The organism is Salinibacterium sp. NG22 (genome assembly GCF_015864925.1).
Taxonomy (GTDB): Bacteria; Actinomycetota; Actinomycetes; order Actinomycetales; family Microbacteriaceae; genus Rhodoglobus.
In genome coordinates this window covers 1,229,480-1,256,260 of sequence record NZ_JADYWG010000001.1, presented here as the reverse complement: position 1 = coordinate 1,256,260, position 26,781 = coordinate 1,229,480, and the positions used below count along the sequence as shown (strand labels likewise).

At 59.6% G+C, this 26,781-nt stretch carries 26 protein-coding genes; 25 read left to right on the top strand and 1 reads right to left on the bottom strand.

What is annotated here, in order from left to right; translation table 11 throughout:
• The first annotated feature begins 1 nt into the window (after nucleotide 1).
• From I6E81_RS14550 to tuf, 15 genes are all read left to right on the top strand, one after another.
• Entirely contained in the window at nucleotides 2–2,014 is a 2,013-nt protein-coding gene (locus I6E81_RS14550; protein WP_306790141.1) for a type IV pilus twitching motility protein PilT, read from the top strand.
• Nucleotides 2,014–3,255, top strand: coding sequence for a type II secretion system F family protein (locus tag I6E81_RS06190; RefSeq protein ID WP_197106480.1), 1,242 nt, complete (start codon nucleotides 2,014–2,016; stop codon nucleotides 3,253–3,255). Before I6E81_RS14550 ends, I6E81_RS06190 begins: the two co-directional genes overlap by 1 nt.
• Before the next feature lie 352 nt (nucleotides 3,256–3,607).
• On the top strand, nucleotides 3,608–4,027 hold the full coding sequence (locus I6E81_RS14545; protein WP_197106479.1) for a prepilin-type N-terminal cleavage/methylation domain-containing protein: 420 nt from the start codon (nucleotides 3,608–3,610) through the stop codon (nucleotides 4,025–4,027).
• A 141-nt stretch (nucleotides 4,028–4,168) separates the two neighbouring features.
• Entirely contained in the window at nucleotides 4,169–5,548 is a 1,380-nt protein-coding gene (locus tag I6E81_RS06180) for a prepilin-type N-terminal cleavage/methylation domain-containing protein (RefSeq protein WP_197106478.1), read from the top strand.
• Nucleotides 5,548–6,255 carry a Tfp pilus assembly protein FimT/FimU gene (locus I6E81_RS06175; RefSeq protein WP_197106477.1) on the top strand — a complete coding sequence of 236 codons (708 nt, stop codon included), beginning with the start codon at nucleotides 5,548–5,550 and terminating at the stop codon, nucleotides 6,253–6,255. Before I6E81_RS06180 ends, I6E81_RS06175 begins: the two co-directional genes overlap by 1 nt.
• A complete protein-coding gene (locus tag I6E81_RS06170; RefSeq protein WP_197106476.1) occupies nucleotides 6,252–8,003 on the top strand; it encodes a hypothetical protein in 1,752 nt (583 codons plus the stop codon). Before I6E81_RS06175 ends, I6E81_RS06170 begins: the two co-directional genes overlap by 4 nt.
• Nucleotides 8,000–8,803 (top strand): A24 family peptidase, encoded by an 804-nt coding sequence (locus tag I6E81_RS06165; protein WP_197106475.1) that lies wholly within the window; start codon nucleotides 8,000–8,002, stop codon nucleotides 8,801–8,803. Before I6E81_RS06170 ends, I6E81_RS06165 begins: the two co-directional genes overlap by 4 nt.
• Before the next feature lie 19 nt (nucleotides 8,804–8,822).
• Nucleotides 8,823–9,863 carry a type IV pilus assembly protein PilM gene (pilM, locus tag I6E81_RS06160; protein WP_197106474.1) on the top strand — a complete coding sequence of 347 codons (1,041 nt, stop codon included), beginning with the start codon at nucleotides 8,823–8,825 and terminating at the stop codon, nucleotides 9,861–9,863.
• Entirely contained in the window at nucleotides 9,860–10,654 is a 795-nt protein-coding gene (locus tag I6E81_RS06155; protein ID WP_197106473.1) for a fimbrial assembly protein, read from the top strand. Before pilM ends, I6E81_RS06155 begins: the two co-directional genes overlap by 4 nt.
• Nucleotides 10,651–11,361 carry a hypothetical protein gene (locus I6E81_RS06150; RefSeq protein WP_197106472.1) on the top strand — a complete coding sequence of 237 codons (711 nt, stop codon included), beginning with the start codon at nucleotides 10,651–10,653 and terminating at the stop codon, nucleotides 11,359–11,361. Before I6E81_RS06155 ends, I6E81_RS06150 begins: the two co-directional genes overlap by 4 nt.
• Nucleotides 11,362–11,478: 117 nt before the next feature.
• Nucleotides 11,479–12,315 carry a hypothetical protein gene (locus I6E81_RS06145; RefSeq protein ID WP_197106471.1) on the top strand — a complete coding sequence of 279 codons (837 nt, stop codon included), beginning with the start codon at nucleotides 11,479–11,481 and terminating at the stop codon, nucleotides 12,313–12,315.
• Nucleotides 12,316–12,650: 335 nt separating this feature from the next.
• Nucleotides 12,651–13,025, top strand: coding sequence for a 30S ribosomal protein S12 (gene rpsL, locus I6E81_RS06140; RefSeq protein ID WP_197106470.1), 375 nt, complete (start codon nucleotides 12,651–12,653; stop codon nucleotides 13,023–13,025).
• Nucleotides 13,025–13,495 carry a 30S ribosomal protein S7 gene (rpsG, locus tag I6E81_RS06135; protein WP_009773140.1) on the top strand — a complete coding sequence of 157 codons (471 nt, stop codon included), beginning with the start codon at nucleotides 13,025–13,027 and terminating at the stop codon, nucleotides 13,493–13,495. Before rpsL ends, rpsG begins: the two co-directional genes overlap by 1 nt.
• Before the next feature lie 89 nt (nucleotides 13,496–13,584).
• Nucleotides 13,585–15,699 (top strand): elongation factor G, encoded by a 2,115-nt coding sequence (gene fusA / locus I6E81_RS06130; protein ID WP_197106469.1) that lies wholly within the window; start codon nucleotides 13,585–13,587, stop codon nucleotides 15,697–15,699.
• A 109-nt stretch (nucleotides 15,700–15,808) separates the two neighbouring features.
• On the top strand, nucleotides 15,809–17,002 hold the full coding sequence (gene tuf, locus I6E81_RS06125) for an elongation factor Tu (protein WP_197106468.1): 1,194 nt from the start codon (nucleotides 15,809–15,811) through the stop codon (nucleotides 17,000–17,002).
• A gap of 54 nt (nucleotides 17,003–17,056) precedes the next feature.
• Here the strand turns inward: tuf and I6E81_RS06120 are convergent, their stop codons facing one another.
• Entirely contained in the window at nucleotides 17,057–17,824 is a 768-nt protein-coding gene (locus I6E81_RS06120; RefSeq protein WP_197106467.1) for an IclR family transcriptional regulator, read from the bottom strand.
• Between the two features lie 79 nt (nucleotides 17,825–17,903).
• Between I6E81_RS06120 and hutH the strand changes: the two genes are divergently transcribed.
• The 10 genes from hutH to rpsS all read left to right on the top strand — a co-directional run bounded on the left by hutH (nucleotide 17,904) and on the right by rpsS (nucleotide 26,758).
• Nucleotides 17,904–19,448, top strand: coding sequence for a histidine ammonia-lyase (gene hutH, locus I6E81_RS06115; protein ID WP_197106466.1), 1,545 nt, complete (start codon nucleotides 17,904–17,906; stop codon nucleotides 19,446–19,448).
• Nucleotides 19,449–19,456: 8 nt separating this feature from the next.
• Nucleotides 19,457–21,121 (top strand): urocanate hydratase, encoded by a 1,665-nt coding sequence (gene hutU, locus I6E81_RS06110; RefSeq protein ID WP_197106465.1) that lies wholly within the window; start codon nucleotides 19,457–19,459, stop codon nucleotides 21,119–21,121.
• Nucleotides 21,108–21,965, top strand: a complete 858-nt coding sequence (locus tag I6E81_RS06105; protein WP_197106464.1) for an arginase family protein — start codon at nucleotides 21,108–21,110, stop codon at nucleotides 21,963–21,965. Before hutU ends, I6E81_RS06105 begins: the two co-directional genes overlap by 14 nt.
• On the top strand, nucleotides 21,962–23,131 hold the full coding sequence (gene hutI / locus I6E81_RS06100; protein ID WP_197106463.1) for an imidazolonepropionase: 1,170 nt from the start codon (nucleotides 21,962–21,964) through the stop codon (nucleotides 23,129–23,131). Before I6E81_RS06105 ends, hutI begins: the two co-directional genes overlap by 4 nt.
• 512 nt (nucleotides 23,132–23,643) lie before the next feature.
• Nucleotides 23,644–23,952, top strand: a complete 309-nt coding sequence (rpsJ, locus tag I6E81_RS06095) for a 30S ribosomal protein S10 (RefSeq protein WP_009773132.1) — start codon at nucleotides 23,644–23,646, stop codon at nucleotides 23,950–23,952.
• Nucleotides 23,953–23,992: 40 nt separating this feature from the next.
• On the top strand, nucleotides 23,993–24,643 hold the full coding sequence (gene rplC / locus I6E81_RS06090; RefSeq protein ID WP_197106462.1) for a 50S ribosomal protein L3: 651 nt from the start codon (nucleotides 23,993–23,995) through the stop codon (nucleotides 24,641–24,643).
• A 5-nt stretch (nucleotides 24,644–24,648) separates the two neighbouring features.
• Complete coding sequence (rplD, locus tag I6E81_RS06085) at nucleotides 24,649–25,308, top strand: 50S ribosomal protein L4 (protein ID WP_197106461.1); 660 nt, start codon at nucleotides 24,649–24,651, stop codon at nucleotides 25,306–25,308.
• Nucleotides 25,305–25,604: a 50S ribosomal protein L23 gene (gene rplW / locus I6E81_RS06080; protein ID WP_010203832.1), complete on the top strand. Its 300-nt coding sequence runs from the start codon at nucleotides 25,305–25,307 to the stop codon at nucleotides 25,602–25,604. Before rplD ends, rplW begins: the two co-directional genes overlap by 4 nt.
• Before the next feature lie 17 nt (nucleotides 25,605–25,621).
• Nucleotides 25,622–26,461: a 50S ribosomal protein L2 gene (gene rplB, locus I6E81_RS06075; RefSeq protein ID WP_197106460.1), complete on the top strand. Its 840-nt coding sequence runs from the start codon at nucleotides 25,622–25,624 to the stop codon at nucleotides 26,459–26,461.
• Nucleotides 26,462–26,476: 15 nt separating this feature from the next.
• Nucleotides 26,477–26,758, top strand: a complete 282-nt coding sequence (rpsS, locus tag I6E81_RS06070) for a 30S ribosomal protein S19 (RefSeq protein ID WP_009773127.1) — start codon at nucleotides 26,477–26,479, stop codon at nucleotides 26,756–26,758.
• Nucleotides 26,759–26,781: the final 23 nt, after the last annotated feature.

Below are 26,781 nucleotides of genomic sequence, written 5' to 3'. Positions count from 1 at the left end.
TATGGCTAAGCGGATTTACGACATCCCGTCGCAATCGGTAGACGAAAGTTTGTTCACACCGAAGGGGCAGAGCGCACCGTCGGCTCAGAGTGTCCCTGCGGATGCTCCACCGCCCACACCAGGAACCAGTGTTCCCGGTGTTGGCAGCCCGCAGGCTTCAGCGGCATCGGCGTTCCCCGAGTGGGCGCAAACGGGTGCTGCACCGTCGGCTTCGGCCGCAACGGTGCCAGCGTCGCCGCTCCCGACGATTCCACCGCCGTCTGGCTCGATCAAGAGCACCGACACATCTGCCGCTTCGGCGCCTCCCGCACCTCCTGCCCCGCCTGCACCTGCAGCGCAGGCTCCGGCTGAGCCCGCCGCTACGCCGTCAGCGGATGCCGCTGCCGAGGGTGGGCGTCGCGCACGCCGCATGGCTACCGAACCGGTCACTTCGATCGACTCGCTCGACGAACTGTTCCGCCAGGCTGCCGCCGGCGCGATGTCTCAGACCTCGGCGGCGACCTCAGCCGCTGGTGCTTCGATGCCGGTGCCGGAGGCTGCACCTGTTGCCGAGGCTCCGCCCGCAGCACCCGTTCCGTCGCCGACAGCTGCCGAGGTTCCGTACTTCACGGAGGACTCCTCCGGCGCCGGCGATAGCCCGACCGAAGTTCTGAACGAGGTTCCGTTGGATCCACCCACGATGGCGTTCCCGCCACCGTCGGCTGCTGCCCAGGGAGGCCTTCTGGATCTCCCGGATGCCGCGCCTGAGGTTGATGAGGCGCTGAACTTCCCGCCGCCCGGAGTGGACGAGGGGCTCTTGAGCTTCACGAGTGGTTTCGGCGCTGCCGAGCCAACGCCTTCGCGTGAGTCACAGCTTCTCTCGGTTCCTGAGATCGTTGAAGAGGCTCGCGAAGCGCGCCCCGACATGGAACTCACGGCACGTGAGGGGTCGAGCCCTGAGCTGCTCGACGCGCTCAAAGAAGTTGTGTACACCGGCGCTTCTGACCTCCACATTTCCTCGGGTGCTGTTCCCATGATCCGTGTGGATGGTGGGCTGCAGCCGCTGAAGGGAATCGGCGAGTGGGACAAGGACCGTACTCGTACCGCATTGTTCAGCATTCTTGACCAAAAACAAGAAGAACAATTTCTCGAAGTGCTTGAACTCGACTTTGCATTCGAACTCTCTGAAGCTGCTCGTTTCCGTGTGAACTTCTACATGGATCGTGGAAACCTTGGCGCTGCTTTCCGAATCATTCCGACCGAGATCAAGCAGCTCAAAGACCTCGGAATTCAGGAATCGGTTGGAAAATTCGCTGGTCTTCCGCGTGGACTCGTTCTTGTAACCGGGCCGACCGGTTCGGGAAAGTCGACAACGCTCGCCGCACTGATCGACCTTGTCAACCGCACGCGTGCTGACCACATCGTTACGGTCGAAGACCCGATCGAGTTCTTGCACGGCAACCAGAAGTCACTCGTCAACCAGCGTGAAGTTGGCCGCGATACTCACTCCTTTACGGCAGCGCTGAAGCACGTTCTGCGTCAAGACCCCGATGTCATCCTGATTGGTGAGCTTCGAGACCTCGAGACGATCTCTATCGCGCTTACTGCCGCGGAAACCGGTCACCTTGTGTTCGCAACCCTGCACACGCAGGATGCCGCTCAAACCGTTGACCGCATCATTGACGTGTTCCCGCCGCACCAGCAGGGCCAGGTTCGCACCCAGCTCGCGGCTGTGCTTCAGGGCATCGTCTGTCAGACACTCGTGCGTCGCGCCAGTGGCAAGGGCCGTGTAGCGGCCACCGAGGTGCTCACGATGACTCCCGCTATCGGAAACCTCATTCGCGAGGGAAAGATTTACCAAATTCCTTCGGCAATGCAGGCGGGTCGTAGTGGCGGCATGCACACGATGGACCAGCACCTTGCTGGGCTCGCTAAGTCGGGCGCTATCACCGAAGAAGCCGCACTTGCAAAGTCGCATGACCCTGAGGGCATGCACCGATTGATGAGCGATAGCTCGACGAGAGTACCCAACTAATGGCTGCACCTTCTTCCACCACCAAGTCGTATGAATACAAGGCCCGTGACCACTCGGGCAAGGTCGTCAAAGGCCGGATCGACGCCTCGAGCGAGAACGCCGTGCTCACCCGCTTACGCTCGATGGAGATCAGCCCGATCTCGGTCACAGAAGCAGGCGCCGGCACTGGACTGAACAAGGAGATCAATATCTCCTTCTTCCAGAAGGGTGTTGGTCTTGATGATCTCGCGGTGATGAGCCGACAGATGTCGACGATGATCTCCTCGGGTCTCTCTCTGATCCGCGCGCTCGTCATTTTGTCGGAGCAAACCGAGAACCCGACCCTGGCTAAAGCCTTGGCTGAGATTCGCCAGGATGTCGAAACCGGTGGCACACTCTCGGACGCATTCGCAAAGCACGGCACTGTCTTCCCGCCGATCATGATCCACCTCGTTCGCGCCGGTGAAACCGGCGGGTTCCTCGACAACGCACTTGAGTCGATCGCTAACAACTTCGAGGGCGAGGTTAAACTTCGCGGAACTATTAAGTCGGCGCTGACCTACCCCGTCGTGGTGCTCATCATGGCGATTGCCGCTGTCGTCGGCATGCTGCTCTTCATCGTTCCGGTCTTTGAGCAGATGTTCGCGGACTTGGGCGGTGAGCTGCCGCTGCTCACCCAGATTCTGGTGTGGATGTCGGACGCGATGGTGATCGTTGCGCCAATCCTTGTCGTCGGTGGCATCGTTTTCAGCGTCTGGTGGGGCAAGAACAAGCACACCGAACGAGTGCGCAAGTTCCTTGACCCGTGGAAGCTGCGGATGCCCGTTTTCGGTCCGCTTTTCCGCAAGGTTTCGATCTCTCGCTTCACCCGTAATTTCGGCACCATGCTGGGCGCAGGTGTCCCCATCCTTCAGGCTCTGTCGATTGTCGGCGAGACTTCCGGAAACTATGTGATCGAAGAATCCCTTCGCCGCGTTGCCGATGCTGTCCGTTCAGGACAGTCGGTCTCAGCCCCGCTAGCGAAGGAAACCGTATTCCCGTCGATGGTGACCCAGATGGTCGCCGTGGGTGAGGACTCCGGATCAATGGAGGTCATGCTCTCAAAGATCGCAGACTTCTACGACGATGAGGTTCAGAAGACAACTGAACAGCTCACGGCGCTTATCGAGCCTCTCATGATTGGCGTGATTGGTGCGATCGTCGGCGTCATGGTTATCGCACTGTACCTGCCTATCTTCGCAATTTTCGATCAGATCAAATAACGCCTAGCAGCCCCAGACGGGGGCATCGCGACCCGAGTCGCGGTGCCCCCGTCTGGTCTTTAACGAGGCGCGAGATCGAGCTGCACGAGGTGCATCAGCCGGCTTGGTCCTCGGCCCTGAGCTGCCAGCTCAACTGCGCTCGCGAGGGGGTCCGTACTCCTGAAAAAGGCACAAAACGCGCTGCGACGCGCTTGTGACCCCTCAGACTGGGGGCGTGATTCGGGCAGTTCACCCCCGTTTGTGGGATTCTCAGGTAGCCCACATGTTGAGAGTATTTTTTGTGGGGGGCTGAGAAGCTAATTTTTTCTGGGGGCCCCTGTCCAAGATCCGAACCACAGACAGGAAATCCAAAATGATTGCACGTTTGAATGACGCACTGCGCAGCAAGCGCTCAGACCTCGAGAACGACCAGAAGGGCTTCACTCTTGTTGAGCTCCTCGTTGTTGTTCTGATCATCGGCATCCTTGCCGCGATCGCTATCCCCTTCTTCCTCAACCAGCGCCAGGGCGCTTGGGAATCACAGGTCAAGTCGGACATCGCTAACGCTGTTATCGCTGCTGAGACTCACGCAGTCAGCGCCAACGGTTCGTTTGAGGCACTCGACGACACGGCTTTGACCGACAACGGTTACAAGGCAACTCCCGGTGTAGTTCTCACCATCGATTCTGCATCCGCGACGCAGTACACCTTCACTGTTGAGCACGATCTCTACGACACGCGTCACTGGACTTACGACAGCGAGACTGGCGTAACTGACTTCACCGACGACTAAGAACCTAGCTAGTCACAGAACGGGGCGTCGCCAAGCGGCGGCGCCCCGTTTTCACACCTCGAGAGTGATCGCTCTCACCGGGAGAACCGATCTCCCCAGCACGACTTTCATACCCTTAAAACCCGCAAGAAAGGGCTCATCATGCTTAGGGTTCTACAGCGTCTTCGTAGCTCCGACGCAGGAATGAGCCTTCTTGAGGTTCTCGTCGCAATGATGATCTTCGCGATCGTCTCGCTCGGCGTACTGCAGACTCTGACAACGGTTCTGGCTATCACCCGCGACAACCGCGCTCGCGTTGTTGCCACCAACTTGGCTGCTCAAGAAGTTGACCTGGCGCGCGACGCCGGCGACGTCTTCACACTCTTCGACGACACGTACACCAAGACGCTCAATGGCGATGTCTTCACCGTGTCTCGCTCAACGGCTTGGGTGCCATCGAGCAACGCTGACGCGACCTGCGGATCGGGTGGCGGAACGCTTCAATACAAGCGCATCAACGTCGAAGTCACGTGGCCCAATATGCGCGTCGGCACCGAACCCGTGCAGTTCGACACTCTTCTTGCTCCGAACGACCGCATCAACGACCCCGATCTCGGCACGATCCTGGTGTCCGTAATTGGCGGTTCGGGTGAAGGGTCATCCGGGGTCAGCGTGGGGGCAACCCCCGCATCGCCGTCTGAAGGAGCTCAGAGTTTGTCGACTTCGCCAGTCCCGACCGATGACGAAGGATGCACTTTTATCCTGAAAGTTGCACCCGGCAACTACAACGTGAGCGTCTCCCGTTCGGGATACATCACCGATGAAGGTCAGTCGAGTTCGCCAAGCCAACTCACACAGGTTGTCGCGGGCACAGCAAGCTCCGTCTCCTTCAACTATGACGAAGCGGCGCGCTTCGATGTGGACTACATCGCGGCGACCGCTCCTGCAGACGTCGAGATGTCGCGCGATATGGATACCTCCTTCGTGAGCACGTACGGAGTTCATTCTGAGTCAAGCAGCTCGTCGAGTCTCTCGCGCAGCGTAGATCTTTTCCCGTGGCGCTCGGGTTATGTCGGGCTTGCCGGCACGTACATCGCCAAGCCGGAAGACCCCGACAGCACGGCAAATTATTGCGCTTCGCCTAATCCTGCTTTGTGGCCAGAAGAAGTGGTTGCCGGCGTTACCTATCGCTCTCCCGCCGCCGCTCCCGTCGCGGCCAATCCGGGCGACAGCGTCGACATGGTTGTGCCGATGGGGCTCGTCGATGTGAGCTCGATCGCTGGCTCCCGCATCCGGGCCACGTCGACGGCTCCAGTCGTAGGAAGCAGCGATCCTGGTTGCACGGAGTCGGTCACACTGAATTTCGACAGGCTGAACTCGAGCACGCAACACATCGCCCTCCCCTACGGAACATGGGAGATCGAGCGTCGTGTTTCTGGATCCTGGGTTTCTCTTGGACTCGGCGATATCCTCAGCCCGATTGTGGGCGCCACGGATACGGTCGCCAGTGTCGTCACTGTCGATCCACGGGTGGCATCGTAATGAGAAGAATACGAGCTGCACTTTTCAGCAGGCTATCGCGACTCCAGCGCGACGAGGCGGGCGTTACTCTCGCCGAATTGATTGTGACAATCGCCCTCATGGGAATGCTGCTGGCAATGGTGATGACGATCTTCATTACCTTCACCCGAACTTTCGCCGTGGAACGGTCTGCAACTGCGAACACTTCTGCGGCGACGATCGCGATGAACGAACTCACCCGTGTTATTCGTTCCGGTACAGAAAATCCTGTAGCGTCCGTGACTCTCAACGAACCAGTGTTTAGCGTCGCAAGCCCAGAAAACGTTGTATTGCAGGCCTACCTCGATACTGATGCTCTTGATCCTGAGCCGGTTCGGGTTCAATTTCAAATCACCGCGGACCGCACACTGGTAGAAACCCGTTGGGACGCGCGTGCGCTTTCCTCTGGATACTTCTCCTTCTACAGCACTCCGGCTTCTGAGCGAACAGTTGTGCGTCAGATTGCCGCTGGCAGCACCTCGGTCTTCCAGTTCTACACAAAAGAGAACATTGAACTCACGATGCCAGCAAGCGGCTATCTCTCAGAATCAGACCGTCGCCTCATCTCTGCGGTAAAGGTGACGATGACCGTTCAGACTGACCCTTCGGGCAACGCAAAAACTGCAACTCTCGAAAACACCGTAGGTATCCCCAACCTCGGTTTCTCCAGGATTGGAATTGACCGATGATTCGTCTTCTTCGTGCTCGCCTTGGTGGCGAAAAAGGTGCGGCTCTCCCCATGGTGATTGGTATCACTGTCGTGTTGGGGCTGTTGGTGACTACAGCTGTTGCTTATGCAACTGGTGGTTTTCGTCAAGCTGCAGCAACTCAAGAGTGGTCTGCCTCTCTCGCAGCTGCGTACGCTGGCGTCGAGGACTATCAGAGCAGACTTTCTGAAGACACGTCGTACATTCAGTACGGCAACCCTGCCGCCGCTTTCTCTGCCAGCAGCGACGTTCGACTTCCCACGGGAGCGAACGCTAACCCAGCATTCAATGTGGCCGCAGGCGACCCGTGGGTGAGCATTCAGGGAAGTAACGACAACTCTTCCTTCCGGTACGAAGTCGACAACTCCAATTACCAGAGCAGCGGAACAATTCGGGTTCGCTCCACCGGCAAGGTGGGCAGCGAAACCCGCACCATCGTGGCAGACCTACGCCAATCTGGATTTATCGACTTCTTGTACTTCACCGACTACGAAATCATGGACCCTACTTTTAGCAGCGCTAGTAATAGCTGCGTCAAGTACTGGTGGGATGGTCGAGACGGCATCTCTGGAAACTGTGGTGAAATCGCGTTCTCGGGAGGCGACACCATCGACGGTCCGGTGCACTCCAACGACACGATTCGAATTTGCAGTGCAAGCTTCCTCGGTGCCGTAACAACGAGCTACCGCCCCTCGAGCGGCAACAAGTACAACTCCCGCGACTCCAACGGTAACTACTGCAGCGGACAGTACTTCGAGGTTCCTGGTTCTCCGAGCTTCAGCCCGGTGATCGGCATGCCCGCGACTAACTCACAGCACTTGCGTGAAACCCGGTCCGATTTGACAACCGATGGCGTAGCTCGCCCAGGATGTCTCTACACGGGGCCAACTCAGATCACCCTGAACTCGAACGGCACCATCAACGTTCGCTCACCGTGGACTAAGAAAACTCAGATAACCGGATCGCCGGCAACTGGCGGTAGCACGCCTGCCGCCTGTGGCAGCATCACCGCGCTGAACAGCACCTCAGGAGCAACTTTCACGCTGCCGCCAAGCAACGTCATTTACATACAGAATGTGCCAAGCGTGTCCAGCGACCCCAACTACTGGTCGAGCTCCAGCCGTCCGAGCGGTTTGAGCTGCGTTGGTGCCAACAACCACACCGACTCGAACGGCAACGGCAATGGCATCGGCTATCCGATCAGCTCGGAAACAGCTCCGAGCGGAAGCTACGGATGCCGCAACGGCGACCTCTTCGTCAAGGGCACCCTCAGCGGCCAGACCACGCTGTCGGCGGAACATTACATCTATATCACCGGCGATATTAAGTACAACAATGCAGACGAAGACGTCTTGGGCCTTGTCGGAAACGACGCGGTCTGGGTCTGGAACCCGACTACCGGCGACAACCGCTACTACCACAGCACCTTGCTGAGCGGCACGAACCGTCGTATCGATGCGGCTATTCTCTCCGTCGGCCACACCTTCGCAGTGCAGAACCCGGGTATCGGAAGTGGCCGCGGAACACTCACGGTCAACGGTGCTATCGCGCAGAAGTTCCGTGGAATTGTACGCAGCGGTAGTGGTGGATATGTCAAGAACTATGTTTACGATGGCCGTCTCAAGTACACGGCGCCGCCGAAGTTCCTTTCGCCCGTGACCACCACCTATGGTGTGAACGTGTGGATTGAGGTGGAGCCGGCCTACGAGGCATCGGGTGCCGCTCGATGACAGCAACTGCTCTACTCGTCATCTTTGCTGTGATTCTTGGCCTAGCCGTCGGCTCGTTCTTGAACGTTGTGGTGTGGCGGCTGCCGCGTGGGGAAAACCTCACGTCACCGCCGAGCGCGTGCCCGAAGTGTGAACACCGCATCCGCTGGTACGACAACGTTCCGGTGCTTGGCTGGTTGATGCTCCGTGGTCGTTGCCGCGATTGCTCCGAACCCATCGCGGTTCGTTACCCTCTGGTCGAAGCAGCGACGGCGATTGCCTTTGGACTTGTCGCGGCGGTAATCGGCGCCGAAACCAGTCTTATTTGGGCATTGCCGGCGTTCCTTTACTTGGCAGCCATTTCAATCGCGCTGACTCTCATAGACCTTGACACGCAGACGTTGCCCAATCGCATTGTGTTGCCGTCAATCATCGTCGGTATTGTGCTTCTAGCTGTCGCGAGTGCTGGCACCGGAGACTGGGGAGCGCTCATCGGAGCTCTTCTCGGCGGCGCTGCACTCTTCGTTTTTTACCTCATCGTCGCCATCATCCAGCCTCGCGGGATGGGCATGGGGGACGTCAAACTAGCTGCCGTGCTTGGCCTCTACCTGGGGTGGCTCGGATGGGGGGTCGTAGCAGTGGGTGCCTTTGCGGCATTCTTGCTCGGGGGCATATTTGCAATCGCACTGCTCATTATTCGACGAGCAGGCCGACGCACAGCCATCCCATTTGGACCGTGGATGATCGCGGGCGCGTGGGTAGGCATTGCTTTCGGTTCACAACTGTGGAATGGATATATGGTGGCCGCCGGTCTCGTTTGACCGTGGCCCGGGGGGAACTATGGGAAAGAAATTAGTGGGGCTGGATATCGGCTCAACAGCAATCCGTGCTGTTGAAGTCGAAAACCCGCACCTTCAGAAGCCAACGGTGCTTCGCTTCGGCGAAGTGTCATTACCAGAGGGCGCCGTTCGCGCCGGTGAAGTTATCGACTCCGCCACCGTAACGGCATCCATCAAAAAGTTGTGGTCGGCGAACGGCTTCCGCACTCGCGACGTAGTGATCGGCTTTGGTAATTCCAAAGTTGTCGCGCGCGATGTCACGGTGCCACGTCTGCCGCTGAACCAAGTGCGCGAGTCGCTGCCCTTCCAGGTGCAGGATCTCTTGCCGGTTCCCGCATCGGATGCCCTCCTAGACTTTTATCCCGCTGCTGAGGCAATGGGCGAGAACGGCCCGATGTTGCAGGGCATGCTGGTCGCCGCGATCAAGGCTCCCGTTCTTGTGAACGTGAATGCCGCATCCGCAGCGTCGGTCACTCCCGTCAATGTGGATCTCGCACCCTTCGCTCTTACGCGTTTGTTTTCCACACCGGAGCTTTCGACGATGACGACACTGTTGGTCGACATCGGAGCGTCGACGACCACGCTGGTCGCGTTGGAGGGGCACGTTCCTCACTTCATCCGTTTCTTGCCTAACGGTGGTGCGGACATCACTAAGGGCATCTCGCAGCGCCTGGATATTTCAACGCGAGATGCAGAAGCGATTAAGCGTTCAGTCGGTGTCGTCGCGGCACGCGCGACCGCTGAGCAGCGCCCCGCGCTTGAAGTTTCGTTCGAACTGGTCAACGAAACGCTCATGGCCATTCGTGCCACGATCGCGTACTTCCAGAACGCGCGTAACAACCGTGCAATCGATCGGATCGTTATGACCGGTGGTGGCTCACAGCTCCTTGGCCTCGTTGAAACGGTTTCTGAGTTCACGAAGACGCCAGCATCGTTGCCTGATCCGTTCACCATGACCGCGGTATCTCGTGGGCTCAAGGGAACCGGGTCGCCGTTTGACATGGCAGTGGCACTGGGACTGGTTACGGGGGTATCCGCATGAGCGACGATAAGAAAAAGGCGCCGAAGGCTCGTAAAGAGCTGAAGGTTCCCACCGCGTACCCGCCGTACGTCAATCTCCTGCCGCCAGAAGTCGGTCAGAAGAAGGCGGCAGCTCGTGCACGAGGTCGTGCTATTTTCGTGGCAATCATCGCGATTGGCGTGGTCATTCTCGCGTCCGTGGGCATGAATCTTTACGCGCTTCAGCGTTACCTTGCGCTTGAGAATGCGCGGTCGCTCACCCAGAGCTTGCTTACGCAGCAGGGTGAATACAACGATGTGCGTGTCGCCGGTCAAATGGTGCAGTCGGCAACGAACGCTCGAATCTTCGCGACCTCCACCGAGGTCTCCGTCGAGGACATCATTACTGCATTGGGAAAGAATATTCCCGATAGTGCGCCAGGCATCATTTCCTATAGTTTTGAGACGGCCACGCCGCTTCAAGCCTTCGGCGCCGGTATCTCCGTGCTGGAACCGGAGCGGATTGCTCAGTTCGCGATGGAGATCAGTTTCGCCACAATTGCAGACGCTGATAAATGGCTTCGCTCCACCCCCGATGTTGAGGGCGTTTTTGATGCCACCCTCGTCGACGCAGAAAGCGCAGAGGACGGCACAGTCACTGTCAACGTCGTCATTTACCTCGACGACGAAGCTCTCGTCCACCGTTTTGACGAAGTCGAACTCGACCCGGAGGCCGAGGAGACTGAAGCAACGCCAGCTCCCGCGGAAACTCCGGAACCCACATCGACACCCTCACCGACCGAGGAAGCTACTGAAGAGGGGAGCGGATCATGACCATGACACGCTTATGGACGTTGATCGGTGTGCTCGCCGTCGTGATCATTCTCGCCGCGGGCTATGCGGTCGGCGTTGGTCCGGCCTATAGCGCCGCTGGGGAATCTGATCGGCAGCTTGTAGACGTTGACACTCAAAACCAGGTCAAGGCGGCCGAACTTGCTCGGCTTAAGGCTCTGGACGAAGACTCTGCGTCTCTGTTCGCCGAACTCGAAGACCTCCAGCGCGCAATTCCTGCAGTTCACAACACTTCAGTATTCACTGCGCAGATCGAGTCGCTTGCTTCCAAAGCGGATGTCACGTTGCTCAAAATCAGTTACACGAGCGCGGAAGATGCGTTGGCGCCGGAATCTGATGTCGTTCCTGCTCCTCCCGTAGAGGGAGAGGAGAGCGAGGCTGATGCGGGGGCTGCTACCGAAGCCGAGGCTGGTTCACCCGAGAACACGCAATCCGTGTCCTCAGTGCCTGGTTTGGTCGCCGTAGCAGTGAGTTTCGAGCTGGAAGGCGATCCTGTTGCGCTTCATTCATTTTTAGAGAGCGCACAAACTGGTCTACGAACGCTTACTTTGAGTTCGGTCATCTTTGATTTGAGCAGTGATGCAGGCGTGTTTGAGATGAAAGTCGCTGGATACGTCTATGTGCTTGCTGGCACGGATATCTCGACGCTCAACGCCGACACTGGCGCTGACGGCACCACAGTTGGCTAGTCTTTCCGCACGATGAAGAAGAACGCCACGACCTTTGGGCCGTGGCGTTCTTCTCGTTTCTGAGGGTTGCTTCGGTAGACTGAGCGGATCAGTCGCTGGCACGAGGAGGCATCAGTCATGACCGATCCATCTGTAGAGCGTGGTTCTTCACCGGAGAACGACGACAACATTGAGGATGCTGTGGTTGTCGACGAGACCCCCGCGGCTTCCGAACCCGTCACACCTCTTGTCGACCCCGTTGAGGTGCCCACGGCATCCGCGGAGTCCGCTGCGTACGGCGACGCCACCCTCGAAGCTGAAGCGGAGCCCGTTGTTGAGCCCGCGCTCGTTGTTGAGCCCGAGATTATCGCCGATCCCGAGCCAGAGCCGTCCGCTGCCGAAGCTACAGAATCCGCGGCATCCAGCGAGCCTCGAGTCGTCTACGTCACCGCCCCTACGCCACCCAAGGTCTCTGGCAACCGCGGATTTGGCGTGTTCATCGCGCTGGCGTCCGCTGTCGCCTTCGCGATCGTTTTCGCCATCGCTGTCGTCATCATCGGTGCAGCAGCATCCGGCCGAGTCGCGGTCGCTTTTGTGCAGGCGCCGTCGTTCTACGTTCCCGTCGCCTTCTTTGCACTTGGCGCAATCGTGATTGCGCTCATTGTGAACCGCGCAGGCTGGGCAGCGCACGTCTTTTCGAGCATCATCGTCGGGCTTGTCGTGTACTTCGGCACCGTCGGGGCGCTCCTGCTGATCAACGGAGTCATTCAGAACACTCCGGAACAAGCACATGCAATGTTCCTCGCAGCGCTGGCGGATCCACTAGTCATCGCAGCAGGTTTGCTTGGCCGTGAGGTCTCACTGTGGACGGGTGCGCTGGTCGCGAGACGAGGCCGCAAGGTCACGCAACGCAACGTGGATGCGCGTGCCAAGTGGGAAGCCGAGCTCGCGGAGAAAACTGCTGCTCAGCGCTAAAGTCTCTACCGTGCTCGCGTGCCCCGTTCTGGAGCCTGCGTGTGGGCTGTGACCATTTGACCCCGGCCTGTCCCGGGGGCTATTCTTTCTGAGGTGTGCGCTTTGTCGTGCGCTTAAGCCATGCCTCTCGAGGATTACCGCTCACGCGGGGTTTAGGTGCGAGTCACTCCACACCACAGGGTTCGACCTTCCGGTTGGCCCCCACGGCATACCCGCAAACCAACCGATCAGTTCGGTAGGGGCGTGGGTCCAGATGAACTCGGTGTTCTGAAAAGAACGTCGAATGCTAACCATCATGACGCTGTCACCGTGCAGCAAAATCAAGGAGTAATTTAGTGCCCACCATTCAGCAGTTGGTGCGTAAGGGACGCACGCCAAAGGTCGTCAAGACCAAGGCTCCCGCCCTTAAGTCCAACCCGCAGCAGCGCGGCGTTTGCACGCGCGTCTACACAACAACTCCGAAGAAGCCGAACTCGGCACTTCGCAAGGTTGCTCGTGTCAAGCTTTCTAACGGCACCGAGGTCACGGCCTACATTCCCGGAGAAGGTCACAACCTTCAAGAGCACTCGATGGTGCTCATCCGCGGTGGTCGTGTAAAGGACCTCCCCGGTGTTCGCTACAAGATCGTTCGCGGAGCGCTCGACACCCAGGCCGTTAAGAACCGTAAGCAGGCTCGTAGCCTCTACGGCGCGAAGAAGGATAAGAAGTAATGCCTCGTAAAGGACCAGCACCAAAGCGTCCCGTAGTCGCAGATCCGGTTTACGGCGCACCCATTGTCAGCCAGCTTGTCAACAAGATTCTTCTTGATGGCAAGAAGGGCCTTGCTGAGCGCATCGTTTACGGCGCACTCGAAGGCGTAACCGAGAAGACCGGCCAAGACGCCGTTGTCACGCTCAAGAAGGCTCTCGACAACGTTCGCCCGACCCTCGAGGTCAAGTCGCGTCGTGTCGGTGGATCGACCTACCAGGTTCCTGTTGAGGTCAAGTCGCACCGTGCTAACACGCTCGCATTGCGTTGGCTCACGAGCTACGCAAAGGGTCGTCGTGAAAAGACGATGACTGAGCGTCTCACCAACGAGATCTTGGACGCATCGAATGGCCTTGGCGCCGCTGTAAAGCGCCGCGAAGACACCCACAAGATGGCCGAGTCGAACAAGGCATTCGCTCACTACCGCTGGTAGTCAGCACCTCGCAGTGAGGCGGGTCAGACGCTGTCTGGCTCGCTTCACTCTTGAGATTCTCGCTTCACCAACATACTTCGGAGGAACCTGTGGCACAGGACGTGCTCACCGACCTGACTAAGGTCCGCAACATTGGCATCATGGCTCACATCGATGCCGGCAAGACCACTACGACTGAGCGCATCCTGTTCTACACGGGTGTAAACCACAAAATTGGTGAAACTCACGATGGTGCGTCGACTACTGACTGGATGGAGCAGGAGCAAGAGCGTGGCATCACGATCACGTCCGCTGCTGTCACCTGTTACTGGAACAAAAACCAGATCAACATCATCGACACCCCCGGCCACGTTGACTTCACGGTTGAGGTGGAGCGTTCGCTCCGCGTTCTCGACGGTGCAGTCGCTGTGTTCGACGGTAAAGAGGGTGTGGAGCCGCAGTCGGAGACTGTATGGCGCCAGGCCGACAAGTACGACGTTCCTCGCATCTGCTTCGTCAACAAGATGGACAAGATGGGCGCGGACTTCTACTACACGGTAGACACCATCGTGAAGCGCCTCGGTGCTCGTCCCCTCGTTATTCAGCTCCCCATCGGACTCGAGTCTGAGTTCGAGGGTGTTGTTGACCTCGTTGAGATGCGTGCACTCACGTGGCGCGGAGACTCAAAGGGTGACGTTCAGATGGGCGCTAAGTACGCCATCGAAGAGATCCCCGAAGACCTCAAGGAGAAGGCTGCGGAATACCGCACCGCTCTGCTCGAGGTTGTCGCTGAGACCGACGACGCCATCATGGAGCGTTACTTCGCCGGCGAAGAGATCAGCGTTGCTGAGATCAAGGCTGCGATCCGTAAGCTCACCGTCAACAGCGAGATCTACCCGGTTCTCTGTGGTTCTGCTTTCAAGAACCGTGGCGTTCAGCCGATGCTCGACGCTGTTATCGACTACCTTCCTTCGCCGGTTGATGTGCCTCCCATGGAAGCACGCGACCCCCGCGATGAAGACAAGATCATCATCCGCAAGCCTGACGCTTCGGAGCCGTTCTCGGCTCTGGCCTTCAAGGTTGCAGTGCACCCCTTCTTCGGTCGCCTCACGTACATTCGCGTGTACTCGGGACACCTTGACTCTGGTGGAGCTGTTGCTAACTCCACCAAGGGCAAGAAGGAGCGCATCGGAAAGATCTTCCAGATGGCTGCTAACAAGGAGATCCCTGTCGACAGCGTTACCGCTGGACACATCTACGCCGTCATTGGCCTCAAGGACACCACGACTGGTGACACGCTGTGTGACCCGAACGACCAGGTCGTTCTCGAGTCGATGACGTTCCCTGAGCCCGTGATCGAGGTAGCGATCGAGCCGAAGACGAAGGCTGACCAAGAGAAGCTTGGTATTGCTATTCAGAAGCTCGCTGAAGAAGACCCCACGTTCCGTACCGAACAGAACCAGGAAACTGGCCAGACGGTAATCAAGGGAATGGGTGAACTTCACCTCGACATCCTCGTAGACCGCATGAAGCGCGAATTCAACGTTGAAGCCAACGTTGGTAAGCCGCAGGTTGCGTACCGCGAGACCATCCGCCGCATTGTGGACAAGCACGACTACACCCACAAGAAGCAGACGGGTGGATCGGGACAGTTCGCTAAGGTCCAGATCTCGCTCGAGCCGATGGAGGTTGAAGGCGACAAGATTTACGAATTCGTAAATAAGGTCACCGGTGGCCGTATTCCTCGCGAATACATTGGCTCAATCGACCAGGGTTTCCAGGCATCGATGAACGTCGGAATCCTCGCAGGATTCCCGATGGTCGGCGTCAAGGGAATCATCCTCGATGGTGCTGCTCACGATGTTGACTCGTCAGAAATGGCGTTCAAGATCGCGGGAACCATGGCATTCAAAGAGGCAGCGCGCAAGGCTGACCCAGTTCTCCTCGAGCCGCTCATGGCGGTCGAGGTTCGTACTCCCGAGGAGTACATGGGAGATGTCATCGGTGACCTTAACAGTCGCCGCGGACAGATCCAGTCCATGGAGGACGCGACCGGCGTAAAGGTCGTTCGCGCCCACGTACCACTGTCGGAAATGTTCGGCTACGTCGGTGACTTGAGGTCCAAGACTTCAGGTCGTGCGGTGTACTCGATGACGTTCGACAGTTACTCTGAGGTTCCCCGCGCGGTAGCTGACGAGATTGTTGCAAAGAACAAGGGCGAGTAATCGCCGCACTACCAGCGCGCAACTAACATAGATACACACCAACTTGCGAAACATTCGGCAGTGAAAAGTCGTCGGGTGCAGAGCAACCGAGTCCTGAGGAGGACCCACAGTGGCTAAGGCCAAGTTCGAGCGGACCAAGCCGCACGTAAACATCGGAACCATCGGTCACGTTGACCACGGAAAGACCACGCTCACGGCAGCGATCTCGAAGGTACTTGCTGACAAGTACCCTTCGGCGACGAACGTGCAGCGCGACTTCTCGTCGATTGACTCGGCTCCGGAAGAACGTCAACGCGGCATCACAATCAACATCTCGCACGTTGAGTACGAGACCCCCAAGCGCCACTACGCACACGTAGACGCTCCGGGCCACGCTGACTACATCAAGAACATGATCACCGGTGCAGCTCAGATGGACGGTGCAATCCTCGTGGTTGCAGCGACCGACGGACCGATGGCTCAGACTCGCGAGCACGTTCTGCTCGCGAAGCAGGTTGGTGTTCCTTACCTGCTCGTTGCACTCAACAAGTCCGACATGGTAGATGACGAAGAGATCCTTGAGCTCGTTGAGCTCGAGGTTCGCGAACTCCTCTCCAGCCAGGGCTTCGACGGTGACAACGTTCCTGTTGTCCAGGTTTCAGGTCTCAAGGCTCTTGAGGGCGACGAGAAGTGGACCCAGTCCATCCTCGACCTCATGGATGCTGTTGACGAGAACGTTCCTGACCCCATCCGCGACAAGGACAAGCCGTTCTTGATGCCGGTTGAAGACGTCTTCACGATCACTGGTCGTGGAACCGTTGTTACGGGCCGCGCCGAGCGTGGAACGCTTTCGATCAACTCTGACGTTGAGATTGTTGGAATCCGTCCGACCCAGAAGACCACGGTCACTGGTATCGAGATGTTCCACAAGCAGCTCGACGAAGCATGGGCTGGCGAGAACTGTGGTCTGCTTCTCCGCGGAACCAAGCGTGAAGATGTTGAGCGTGGACAGGTTGTTGTTAAGCCTGGTTCCGTTACTCCTCACACGAACTTCGAGGGAACCGCATACATCCTGTCAAAGGATGAGGGTGGGCGTCACAACCCGTTCTACGCGAACTACCGTCCGCAGTTCTACTTCCGTACCACCGACGTCACCGGCGTCATCACGTTGCCTGAGGGCACCGAGATGGTTATGCCTGGCGACACCACTGACATGACCGTTGAGCTTATTCAGCCCATCGCCATGGAAGAGGGCCTCGGCTTCGCCATCCGTGAGGGTGGACGTACCGTAGGTGCCGGTAAGGTAACCAAGGTTCTGGCGTAAGCTCAGTAACTAATTACGACGAGGGTCGAGCCGAAAGGCTCGGCCCTTCGTCGTTTAACCAGCGCGGCCGGTGAGCCGCGAGGTGAGGGCGCGAGCGGCGGCCACTGTGGCCTGACCGAGCTCGTCCCACTGGTCATCGACGGCATCCGTTCTGAAGGTCAGCCCGATCGCTGCCGAAGGATAGCCATTGCGGTCGAACGCCGCAGCGCCCACCGAGGCGTACTCCGCAGTGATGTCGCCCACTTCGCTGGCCCAGCCGCGCTCACGAGTCGCAGCCAGCAACCGGTCGAGTTCTGCCAGTGTGTTCGGCCCGGCAGTCTGGCGTCGAGTGAGGCTACTGCGTGAGGGATACAGCGCCCGCACTTGCGGAGCTGTCAGTTGCGCGAGCATGGCTCGACCGGTCGCGGTCAAATGCGCGGGGAGTTTTACACCAACAGCCGAAACAGTGGTGGGCGCCCGGGTTCCTTGCACTCGGGCGGCGTAACTGACATCGGCACCGCTGAGCACGGCAAGGTGCGCGACAACCGGGATTGGGGCCTCGGCGGCGAGGCTCCGCATGAGCGGGCTAGCGAGTGCGGAGAGTCGTTCGCTACGCAGCGCAGACGTGCCGATCTCGGAGACGAGGGAGCTCAACCCATAGGTGCGGTCTTCGGGGTAATGCACCACGAAGCCTTCGTCGATCATGACGGTAAGCAGCTGGTAGACGGATGACCGGGGGAGCGCTAGCTCGCGCGCCAAAGCAGAGGCGGGCACTGGCCCTTTGCGGGTCGCGAGGTGTCGCAGCACGGCCATGGTGTTGCGCGCGGCAGGAATGTTGGACACAGGGCTCCTGTCTGGTATTTCAGACACCATATCGCGATATCCACTCGTGGCGGAGGGGCGATGCGCGTTCACTGGGATCATGACCTCAGCCCCCAGCCAGACAGTGACCATCGGCGTCGGCGCCGTGAGCATCTCCGATGTTGTGGCGGTCGCGCGCCACGGTGCACCCGTCACGATCTCGGCCGAAGCGACGAGCGCGATGGTTGCCTCGCGTGCGGTGATCGAAGCGTTGGCCGACGACGTGCGCCCGCACTACGGTGTCTCCACCGGTTTTGGCGCGCTGGCGACGAAACACATCGCCCCGGAGCAGCGGCTGCAGCTGCAGCGGTCACTCGTGCGCAGTCACGCCGCAAGTTCCGGTGCAGAAATTGCCGACGAAGTGGTGCGTGCGACGATGTTGCTGCGCCTCTCCACGATGGCCACCGGGCGCACGGGTGTGCGGCCCCTCGTTGCCGAAACCTATGCGGCAGTGCTCAATGCGGGCATCACCCCAATCGTCGGTGAGTACGGCAGCCTCGGCTGTTCCGGTGACCTCGCACCGCTCGCGCACTGCGCGTTAGCGGTGATGGGCGAAGGCGACGTACGGGTTGCGGGCGAGCAGCTGCCGGCATCCGCTGCTCTCACAGCTGCCGGCATTACCCCCGTTGTCTTGCACGAAAAAGAGGGCTTGGCGCTGATCAACGGCACCGATGGGATGCTCGGCATGCTGTCGCTGGCGATTACTGATCTTGAGGCGTTGCTCACCACCGCCGATCTGTCCGCTGCCATGAGCGTGGAGGGTCTGGCCGGAACCGACCGAGTCTTCGCGGAGGATCTGCACGCCCTCCGGCCGCATCCGGGCCAGGCGCAGTCGGCGGCCAACATGCGCGCGGTGTTGCGCGACTCCGACACGATCGCGGCCCACGCCACGAGCGGCTTCACGCGAGTGCAGGATGCCTACTCGTTGCGGTGCGCGCCGCAAGTGCACGGAGCGGCGCGCGACACGGTAGATCACACGCGTCGGGTGGCCGAGCGCGAGCTCATGAGCGCGATCGATAACCCGGTGGTGACGGTGGATGGCCGGCTGGAATCCAACGGTAATTTCCATGGGGCGCCGGTGGGCTACGCTCTCGATTTCCTCGCGATTGTTGCCGCCGATGTTGCGAGCATGAGCGAGCGTCGCACTGACCGCTTCCTTGACAGCAATCGCAGCGGCGGGCTCAACGCGTTCCTGGCCGATGATCCCGGGGTGGACTCTGGGCACATGATCGCGCAGTACACCCAGGCGGGAATCGTCAGTGAGATGAAGAGGTTGGCGGCTCCGGCATCCGTTGATTCAATTCCGACGAGCGCGATGCAGGAAGACCACGTCTCCATGGGGTGGAGCGCTGGTTTGAAACTTCGCCGCAGTATCGATGGGTTATCACGAGTGATCGCCATTGAGTTGCTGACGTCGGCACGCGGGATCGAGATGCGTGGCGAGCGACCGTCACCGGTATCAGCGGCGGTGATCGCGAACCTGCGCCAGCACGTTCCCGCTGCAGGGCCCGACCGCTACTTGGCGCCCGACATTGCCGCGAGCGTTGCGCTTGTGCAGTCGGGTGCGCTCTTGTCCGCCGCACGCACTATTACCGAACTCAGCTAGGAGACGTCATGATTCAGGCACACCGCGGTTCCACACTCAACACTCTTGGCTGGCAGCAGGAGGGTGCTTTGCGCATGCTCCAGAACAACCTCGACCCTGAGGTCGCCGAGCACCCGGAAGATCTCGTCGTCTATGGCGGCACGGGCAAGGCTGCGCGTAATTGGCCCAGCTATCACGCGATTGTTCGTTCGCTCACGACCCTCAAAGGTGACGAGACGCTGCTTGTTCAATCAGGCAAGCCCGTCGGTGTGATGCAGACCCACGAGTGGGCTCCACGGGTGTTGTTGGCAAACTCCAACTTGGTTGGCGACTGGGCCAACTGGGATGAGTTCCGTCGTCTCGAGCAGCTTGGCCTCACCATGTACGGCCAAATGACAGCAGGATCGTGGATCTACATTGGCACGCAGGGCATTCTGCAAGGCACCTACGAGACCTTCTCTGCAGTCGCGGCTAAGCGATTCGGTGGCACTCTCGCTGGCACCATCACCCTCACGGCTGGCCTCGGAGGCATGGGTGGCGCTCAGCCGCTTGCCGTAACCATGAACGACGGTGTTGCGATCTGTATTGATGTTGACCAGAGCCGCATCACGCGTCGCATCGATCACGGCTACCTCGACGTTGAGGCGAAGTCGCTCGCGCACGCGGTCGAACTCGCTGTTACCGCGCGCGATGCGAAGAAGCCGCTCTCGATTGGGGTGCTCGCCAATGCGGCTGCTGCCGTCCCTGAGTTGCTGGCCATGGGTGCGCCGATCGATATCGTCACTGACCAGACGAGCGCCCACGATCCTCTCGCTTACCTTCCTCTCGGCGTGGACTTCCATGACTGGCAGAGTGCCCGCAGCCATCCTGTCTTCGCTCAGCGTGCTCGCGAGTCGATGGCGATCCATGTCGAAGCGATGGTGGGCTTCCAACGTCAGGGTGCCGAGGTCTTCGACTATGGCAATAACTTGCGCACGGAGGCACTCGCGGCCGGGTATGCCGATGCGTTTGCTTTCCCCGGGTTCGTGCCGGCCTACATTCGTCCATTGTTTGCGGAGGGCAAGGGCCCGTTCCGGTGGGCCGCTCTCAGTGGCGAAGCCAGCGACATCCACAAGACAGACAAGGCGATTCTCGAGTTGTTCCCTGAGAACGAATCGCTCGCGCGCTGGATCAAGCTTGCGGGAGAGCGCGTGCACTTCCAGGGCCTTCCTGCCCGCATCTGTTGGCTCGGCTATGGCGAGCGCGACAAGGCTGGGCTGAAGTTCAATGAGATGGTGGCGTCGGGAGAGCTGGCCGCACCGCTGGCGATCGGGCGCGATCATCTCGATAGCGGCTCTGTCGCGTCGCCGTATCGGGAGACCGAAGCCATGAAGGATGGTTCGGATGCCATCGCCGACTGGCCGCTGCTCAACGCGCTCGTGAACACGTCATCGGGCGCAACGTGGGTCTCCATTCATCACGGTGGCGGTGTTGGCATCGGCCGGTCGATCCACGCCGGTCAGGTGACGGTCGCTGACGGCACCGAGCTCTCTGCCCAGAAGCTTGAGCGCGTGCTCACGAATGATCCCGGTATGGGCGTGATCCGTCACGTCGATGCTGGCTACGATGAGGCTATTGCGGTCGCTGATGATCTCGGCGTTCGCATCCCCATGAACGAGGCTCCGCTCACGAAGGATCACAATGCTCAACGCTGATCCGCTGTGGCCGCGTGCGGGGGATTGGCCTTCGCCGGTTGACGACGAGTGGGCGGATGTCGCACTCATCGGTATGCCGACGTCGCGCACGTCACTCTCGCCGACGCAGGCTCACACGACTCCCGCTGCGGTTCGTGAGGCACTTCGTCGTTATGCCGCGCTGTCTGATCTTCGGATCGTAGACGCCGGCACCGTGCGCGAGCCTGATCTGAATGAGCAGGGTGCGATTGATGCGGTGGCGCAGTTGCGGGCTGAGCTCGTTATCGCCCTGGGCGGAGACAATGCGGCGACGGTGCCGACGGCGTTGGGGCGGTGGGGTTCAGAGATCGAGTCGGCTGGATTGATCACGCTCGATGCTCACTACGACCTACGAGACGGCACCAGTAATGGTTCACCCGTGCGTCGCCTTCTTGAGGCCGGCCTCGATGGCAGTCGTGTGGTGCAGATCGGCATTGAGCCGCTCGCGAACTCGCTGGCGTACGCCGAGCGGGCGCGCGAGGCAGGAATCACGGTCATTACCCGTGACGAGTTGCGTTCGCGCTCGATGGAGAAGGTGATGGCGCAGGCGCTGGAGATCGCTGGCGCGGCGGGCGGGCCTATCCACGTCGATCTTGATGTCGATGTGTGTGATCGCTCGGTTGCTCCCGGTTGCCCCGCGTCGGTGCCGGGTGGCATCTCGGCGATTGAGTTGCGCACGGCCGCACGGCTCGCTGCCGCGCATCCGGCGGTCTCCTCGATTGATCTCGTCGAGGTGGATGCTGCCGCCGACGCTCCTGACGAACGAACGGTGCGCTTGGTGGCACTCTGCATTCTCGAAGCAATCGCGGGAATGGCGCTGCGATGACAAGCACGGTGATCGAGAACATTGGCCTATTGCTCACGCATGATGACGAGCGTCCCGAGATCGCCGATGCCGCCCTCGTATTCGACGAGGGTCGCGTGGTTTGGTGGGGTGCGTCGGTCGATACTCCTGCTGCTGACGGGCGAGTGGATGCCGCTGGCCGCTGTGTGCTCCCCGGTTTCGTTGACAGCCATAGCCACATCCTCTTCGCAGGGGACCGCTCGGCTGAGTTTGAGGCCCGCATGGCTGGCCGTCGCTACGAGGCGGGCGGAATCCGTCGCACGGTCGCACTTTCGCGCGCAGCGACTGACGCTGAGTTGCTCGCGAACGCGACCGCTCTGGTTGCGGAGATGCGCCGCCAAGGCACGACGACGGTCGAAATCAAGAGCGGCTACGGTCTGAGCGTTGCAGATGAGGCGCGGATGTTGCGGCTCGCGGCCACGCTCACTGACGAGACCACGTTCCTGGGTGCGCATGTCGTGCCGGCCGAGTACGCGGACGATCGCGCCGCCTACGTCACGCTCGTCATGGGCGACATGCTGGAGGCGTGCGCTCCCCATTCGCGCTGGATCGATGTTTTTTGCGACAGCGGCGCCTTCACCGAGGGCGAGACGCGCGCCATCATCAGGGCCGGGCAGGCTCGTGGCTTGGGCGCTCGTCTGCACGGTGCACAATTGGCGGAGTCGGGTGCTGTGCAACTCGCGGTTGAGCTGGGCGCAGCGAGTGTCGACCACTGCACCTATCTCAGCGATGACGACGTGCAGGCGCTCGCCGGCAGCAGCACGGTCGCCGGACTTCTTCCCGGTGTCGAGTTCTCCACCAAGCATCCGTTCGTGGATGCCCGACGACTCCTCGACGCGGGAGTGACCGTTGCGCTCGCCAGCGATTGCAATCCCGGCTCCAGTTTCACCTCATCCCTCCCGTTCTGCATTGCCCTCGCGGTGCGCGAAATGGGGATGACGTCGCTAGAAGCCGTCACGTCGGCGACGCTCGGAGGGGCACGTTCCTTGCGCCGTGATGACGTCGGCCACTTGAAGGTCGGCGCGCGAGCAAACGCCCAAATTCTGGATGCTCCGCACTACCGTCACTTGGCGTACCGGCCGGGGGTTCCCCTGGTCTCCAGCGTCTTTGTGGATGGCGTTCACGAGCTAGTGCGGCCGTTGGCCTGAGGCCCCCTAAAAGTCCCGCTATCAGGCGGTAGTGGATGCTCACATCGAGGCATCACGCCGTCAGCAGGACGACACCGATCGGTGCCGTAAAAATCCGACACGCCCGGGTTGCAGTAAATGCGTGGATGTGACAAACTCTTCTAGTTCAACATTTCGCCGCCATGTGCGTGCGGATCACTTCCAGGCAGTGCATAGTTCCACATCGTATGACCCACGCAGAGCGTGAGTTATACAGCGTGTTGTAGCTAGGCCGCGGGGAGCAGAACCAAGCTTAACCAACTCCCCAATTCGATTCGAAAGAATTCGTGCTGCGGGAGACGCTTGTGCCAGTTCGCTGGCATGTGCTCCTCGCGGCTTCGCGGGTTGGTATCACAAGCAGTGACAGCAAGAACTTGACAGATAAATAGTGGTGCGAAAGCAAAAGTGCTGAGCGTCTTCGGGTGGCAACATCCGGTGTCGAACAGCCCAGGTGCACGCAGTGCAGCCAAAGTACTAAGGGAAGAGAGCCAGTCATGGCGGGACAAAAGATCCGCATTCGACTTAAGTCGTACGACCACGAGGTCATCGACTCGTCGGCACGCAAAATTGTTGACACGGTTACCCGCGCGGGTGCCACGGTAGTAGGCCCGGTGCCGCTGCCCACCGAGAAGAACGTGATTGCAGTTATCCGTTCTCCCCACAAGTACAAGGACAGCCGCGAGCACTTCGAGAAGCGCACCCACAAGCGGCTCATCGACATCATCGACCCGACGCCCAAGGCTGTGGATTCGCTTATGCGTCTCGACCTGCCGGCCGACGTCAACATCGAGATCAAGCTTTAGCTCGCGCAGTTATTGAGCGACAGAGCCGATAAGGAAAATAATGTCTACAACTAAGACGACTAAGGGTCTGCTGGGCACAAAGCTCGGCATGACGCAGGTTTGGGACGAGAACAACAAGCTCGTTCCCGTGACCGTTGTCGAAATCTCCCCGAATGTGGTTACGCAGCTGCGTAGCCCCGAGGTTGATGGATACAGCGCAGTCCAGATCGCGTACGGCCAGATCGACCCTCGTAAGGTCAACAAGCCGCTTACCGGTCACTTCGACAAGGCAGGTGTTACGCCTCGCCGTCACCTCACCGAGATTCGCACCCCTGACGCCGCGGAATACACCGTTGGCCAGGAGCTCGCAGTCGACATCTTCACCCCAGGCTCGAAGGTCGACGTTGTCGGCACGAGCAAGGGTAAGGGTTTCGCGGGTGTTATGAAGCGTCACAACTTCAAGGGTGTATCTGCAAGCCACGGTTCGCACCGTAACCACCGCAAGCCTGGTTCCATTGGCGCCTCGTCGACCCCCAGCCGTGTCTTCAAGGGCATGCGCATGGCCGGTCGTATGGGTGGTGACCGTGTAACGGTCATGAACCTCGCCGTCCACTCGATCGACCTTGAGAAGGGACTCGTGCTCATCAAGGGCGCTGTTCCCGGTGCTCGTGGCCGTATCGTCTTCGTCCGCAACGCAGTGAAGGGGGCGTAGTACACATGGCTACCTCCATCGACGTCATCGACGCCAAGGGCAAGAAGGTCGACTCTGTTGAACTTCCCGCCGAGATCTTCGACGTGCAGACCAACGTTCCGCTCATCCACCAGGTTGTTGTTGCACAGCGTGCAGCAGCACGTCAGGGTACGCACAACACCCTGCGCCGCGGTGAAGTTTCGGGTGCTGGTCGCAAGCCGTTCAAACAGAAGGGAACCGGTCGCGCTCGTCAGGGCTCGATCCGTGCTCCTCAGATGAAGGGTGGTGGCATCGTTCACGGGCCGCACCCGCGTGACTACTCACAGCGCACCCCCAAGAAGATGATTGCTGCAGCACTTCGCGGCACGTTGTCCGACCGGGCTCGCGGTGAGCGCATTCACGTCATCGACGCTCTCGCTGTAGACGGCAAGCCTTCGACGAAGTCGGTCTTGGCTCTGCTGAACAACATCGCGCCGAGCAAGAACGTTCTCGTTGTTCTCCAGCGCGAAGATGCAACCAGCCTCAAGAGCATTCGCAACCTCGACACGGTTCACGTCTTGGCTTACGACCAGCTCAACGCCTACGACGTCGTCGTCAGCGACGACATCGTGTTCAGCAAGGGCGCCTTCGAGGCGTTCGTTGCGTTCAACACCAAGTCTTCGAACAAGGAAGAGGTCAGCGCATGACCGTCACGTACAAGGACCCGCGCGACATCATCATCGCTCCCGTGGTCTCTGAGAAGAGCTACAACCTGATCGACATGGGCAAGTACACCTTCGAGGTAGACCCCCGTGCGAACAAGACCGAGATCAAGCTCGCTATTGAGAAGATCTTCAGCGTCAAGGTCGACTCGGTCAACACGTTGAACCGCACGGGCAAGACCCGTCGTACCCGTTTCGGTATGGGCAAGCGCAAGGACACCAAGCGCGCCATCGTCACGCTTAAGTCCGGTTCTATCGACATCTTCACGGCTGTCGGCTAGGGACCAAGGAGAAACTAATGGCTATTCGCAAGTACAAGCCCACGACGCCTGGTCGTCGTGGATCCTCGGTTGCAGACTTTGCTGAGATCACCCGTTCAACGCCGGAGAAGTCGCTTCTGCGCCCTCTGCCGAAGACTGGTGGACGCAACAACGCAGGTCGCATCACGACTCGTCACATCGGTGGTGGCCACAAGCGCCAGTACCGCGTAATCGACTTCAAGCGCAACGACAAAGACGGCGTAAACGCCCGCGTTGCCGAGATCGAGTACGACCCCAACCGCACCGCACGTATCGCACTGCTTCACTTTGTTGATGGCACCAAGCGCTACATCGTTGCTCCGAACAAGCTCAATCAGGGCGACATTGTTGAGTCGGGTCCCGGCGCAGACATCAAGCCTGGTAACAACCTCCCGATGAAGAACATCCCCGTCGGTACGGTTATCCACATGATTGAACTTCGCCCCGGTGGCGGCGCCAAGATGGCCCGTTCCGCTGGTGCATCAGTTCGACTCGTTGCAAAAGAAGGCCCCTACGCGCAGCTGCGTTTGCCTTCCGGTGAAATCCGCAACGTTGACGTTCGTTGCCGCGCAACGATCGGCGAGGTCGGCAATGCCGAGCAGTCGAACATCAACTGGGGAAAGGCCGGCCGCATGCGCTGGAAGGGCGTTCGCCCGACCGTCCGTGGTGTTGCCATGAACCCTGTTGACCACCCCCACGGTGGTGGTGAGGGTAAGACGTCCGGTGGACGTCACCCCGTTTCCCCTTGGGGCCAGGCAGAAGGGCGCACACGTAAGCGCAAACTGCCCAGTGACCAGCTCATCGTTCGCCGCCGCAATGTCGGCAAGAAGCGCAAGTAGTAGGAGAGTCAGAAGATGCCACGCAGTCTGAAGAAGGGCCCCTTCGTCGACGACCACCTCCTACAAAAGGTTGTCAAGGCGAACGAAGCCAAGAGCAAGAACGTAATCAAGACCTGGTCGCGCCGCTCGATGATCGTTCCAGCAATGCTGGGTCACACGATCGCGGTGCACGATGGTCGCAAGCACATTCCGGTGTTCATCACCGAAACCATGGTTGGGCACAAGCTCGGCGAGTTTTCGCCCACCCGTACCTTCCGTGGACACGTGAAGGACGACAAGAAGGGTCGCCGCCGCTAACGCGGTGGTGGAGGAGGTAGAGA

Excerpts from the sequence above, each read along its gene's own strand:
- I6E81_RS14550 (WP_306790141.1), top strand. The coding sequence starts at position 2 with ATGGCTAAGCGGATTTACGACATCCCGTCGCAATCGGTAGACGAAAGT.
- I6E81_RS06190 (WP_197106480.1), top strand. The coding sequence starts at position 2,014 with ATGGCTGCACCTTCTTCCACCACCAAGTCGTATGAATACAAGGCCCGT.
- I6E81_RS14545 (WP_197106479.1), top strand. The coding sequence starts at position 3,608 with ATGATTGCACGTTTGAATGACGCACTGCGCAGCAAGCGCTCAGACCTC.
- I6E81_RS06180 (WP_197106478.1), top strand. The coding sequence starts at position 4,169 with ATGCTTAGGGTTCTACAGCGTCTTCGTAGCTCCGACGCAGGAATGAGC.
- I6E81_RS06175 (WP_197106477.1), top strand. The coding sequence starts at position 5,548 with ATGAGAAGAATACGAGCTGCACTTTTCAGCAGGCTATCGCGACTCCAG.
- I6E81_RS06170 (WP_197106476.1), top strand. The coding sequence starts at position 6,252 with ATGATTCGTCTTCTTCGTGCTCGCCTTGGTGGCGAAAAAGGTGCGGCT.
- I6E81_RS06165 (WP_197106475.1), top strand. The coding sequence starts at position 8,000 with ATGACAGCAACTGCTCTACTCGTCATCTTTGCTGTGATTCTTGGCCTA.
- pilM (WP_197106474.1), top strand. The coding sequence starts at position 8,823 with ATGGGAAAGAAATTAGTGGGGCTGGATATCGGCTCAACAGCAATCCGT.
- I6E81_RS06155 (WP_197106473.1), top strand. The coding sequence starts at position 9,860 with ATGAGCGACGATAAGAAAAAGGCGCCGAAGGCTCGTAAAGAGCTGAAG.
- I6E81_RS06150 (WP_197106472.1), top strand. The coding sequence starts at position 10,651 with ATGACCATGACACGCTTATGGACGTTGATCGGTGTGCTCGCCGTCGTG.
- I6E81_RS06145 (WP_197106471.1), top strand. The coding sequence starts at position 11,479 with ATGACCGATCCATCTGTAGAGCGTGGTTCTTCACCGGAGAACGACGAC.
- rpsG (WP_009773140.1), top strand. The coding sequence starts at position 13,025 with ATGCCTCGTAAAGGACCAGCACCAAAGCGTCCCGTAGTCGCAGATCCG.
- hutH (WP_197106466.1), top strand. The coding sequence starts at position 17,904 with ATGACCTCAGCCCCCAGCCAGACAGTGACCATCGGCGTCGGCGCCGTG.
- hutU (WP_197106465.1), top strand. The coding sequence starts at position 19,457 with ATGATTCAGGCACACCGCGGTTCCACACTCAACACTCTTGGCTGGCAG.
- I6E81_RS06105 (WP_197106464.1), top strand. The coding sequence starts at position 21,108 with ATGCTCAACGCTGATCCGCTGTGGCCGCGTGCGGGGGATTGGCCTTCG.
- hutI (WP_197106463.1), top strand. The coding sequence starts at position 21,962 with ATGACAAGCACGGTGATCGAGAACATTGGCCTATTGCTCACGCATGAT.
- rpsJ (WP_009773132.1), top strand. The coding sequence starts at position 23,644 with ATGGCGGGACAAAAGATCCGCATTCGACTTAAGTCGTACGACCACGAG.
- rplC (WP_197106462.1), top strand. The coding sequence starts at position 23,993 with ATGTCTACAACTAAGACGACTAAGGGTCTGCTGGGCACAAAGCTCGGC.
- rplD (WP_197106461.1), top strand. The coding sequence starts at position 24,649 with ATGGCTACCTCCATCGACGTCATCGACGCCAAGGGCAAGAAGGTCGAC.
- rplW (WP_010203832.1), top strand. The coding sequence starts at position 25,305 with ATGACCGTCACGTACAAGGACCCGCGCGACATCATCATCGCTCCCGTG.
- rplB (WP_197106460.1), top strand. The coding sequence starts at position 25,622 with ATGGCTATTCGCAAGTACAAGCCCACGACGCCTGGTCGTCGTGGATCC.
- rpsS (WP_009773127.1), top strand. The coding sequence starts at position 26,477 with ATGCCACGCAGTCTGAAGAAGGGCCCCTTCGTCGACGACCACCTCCTA.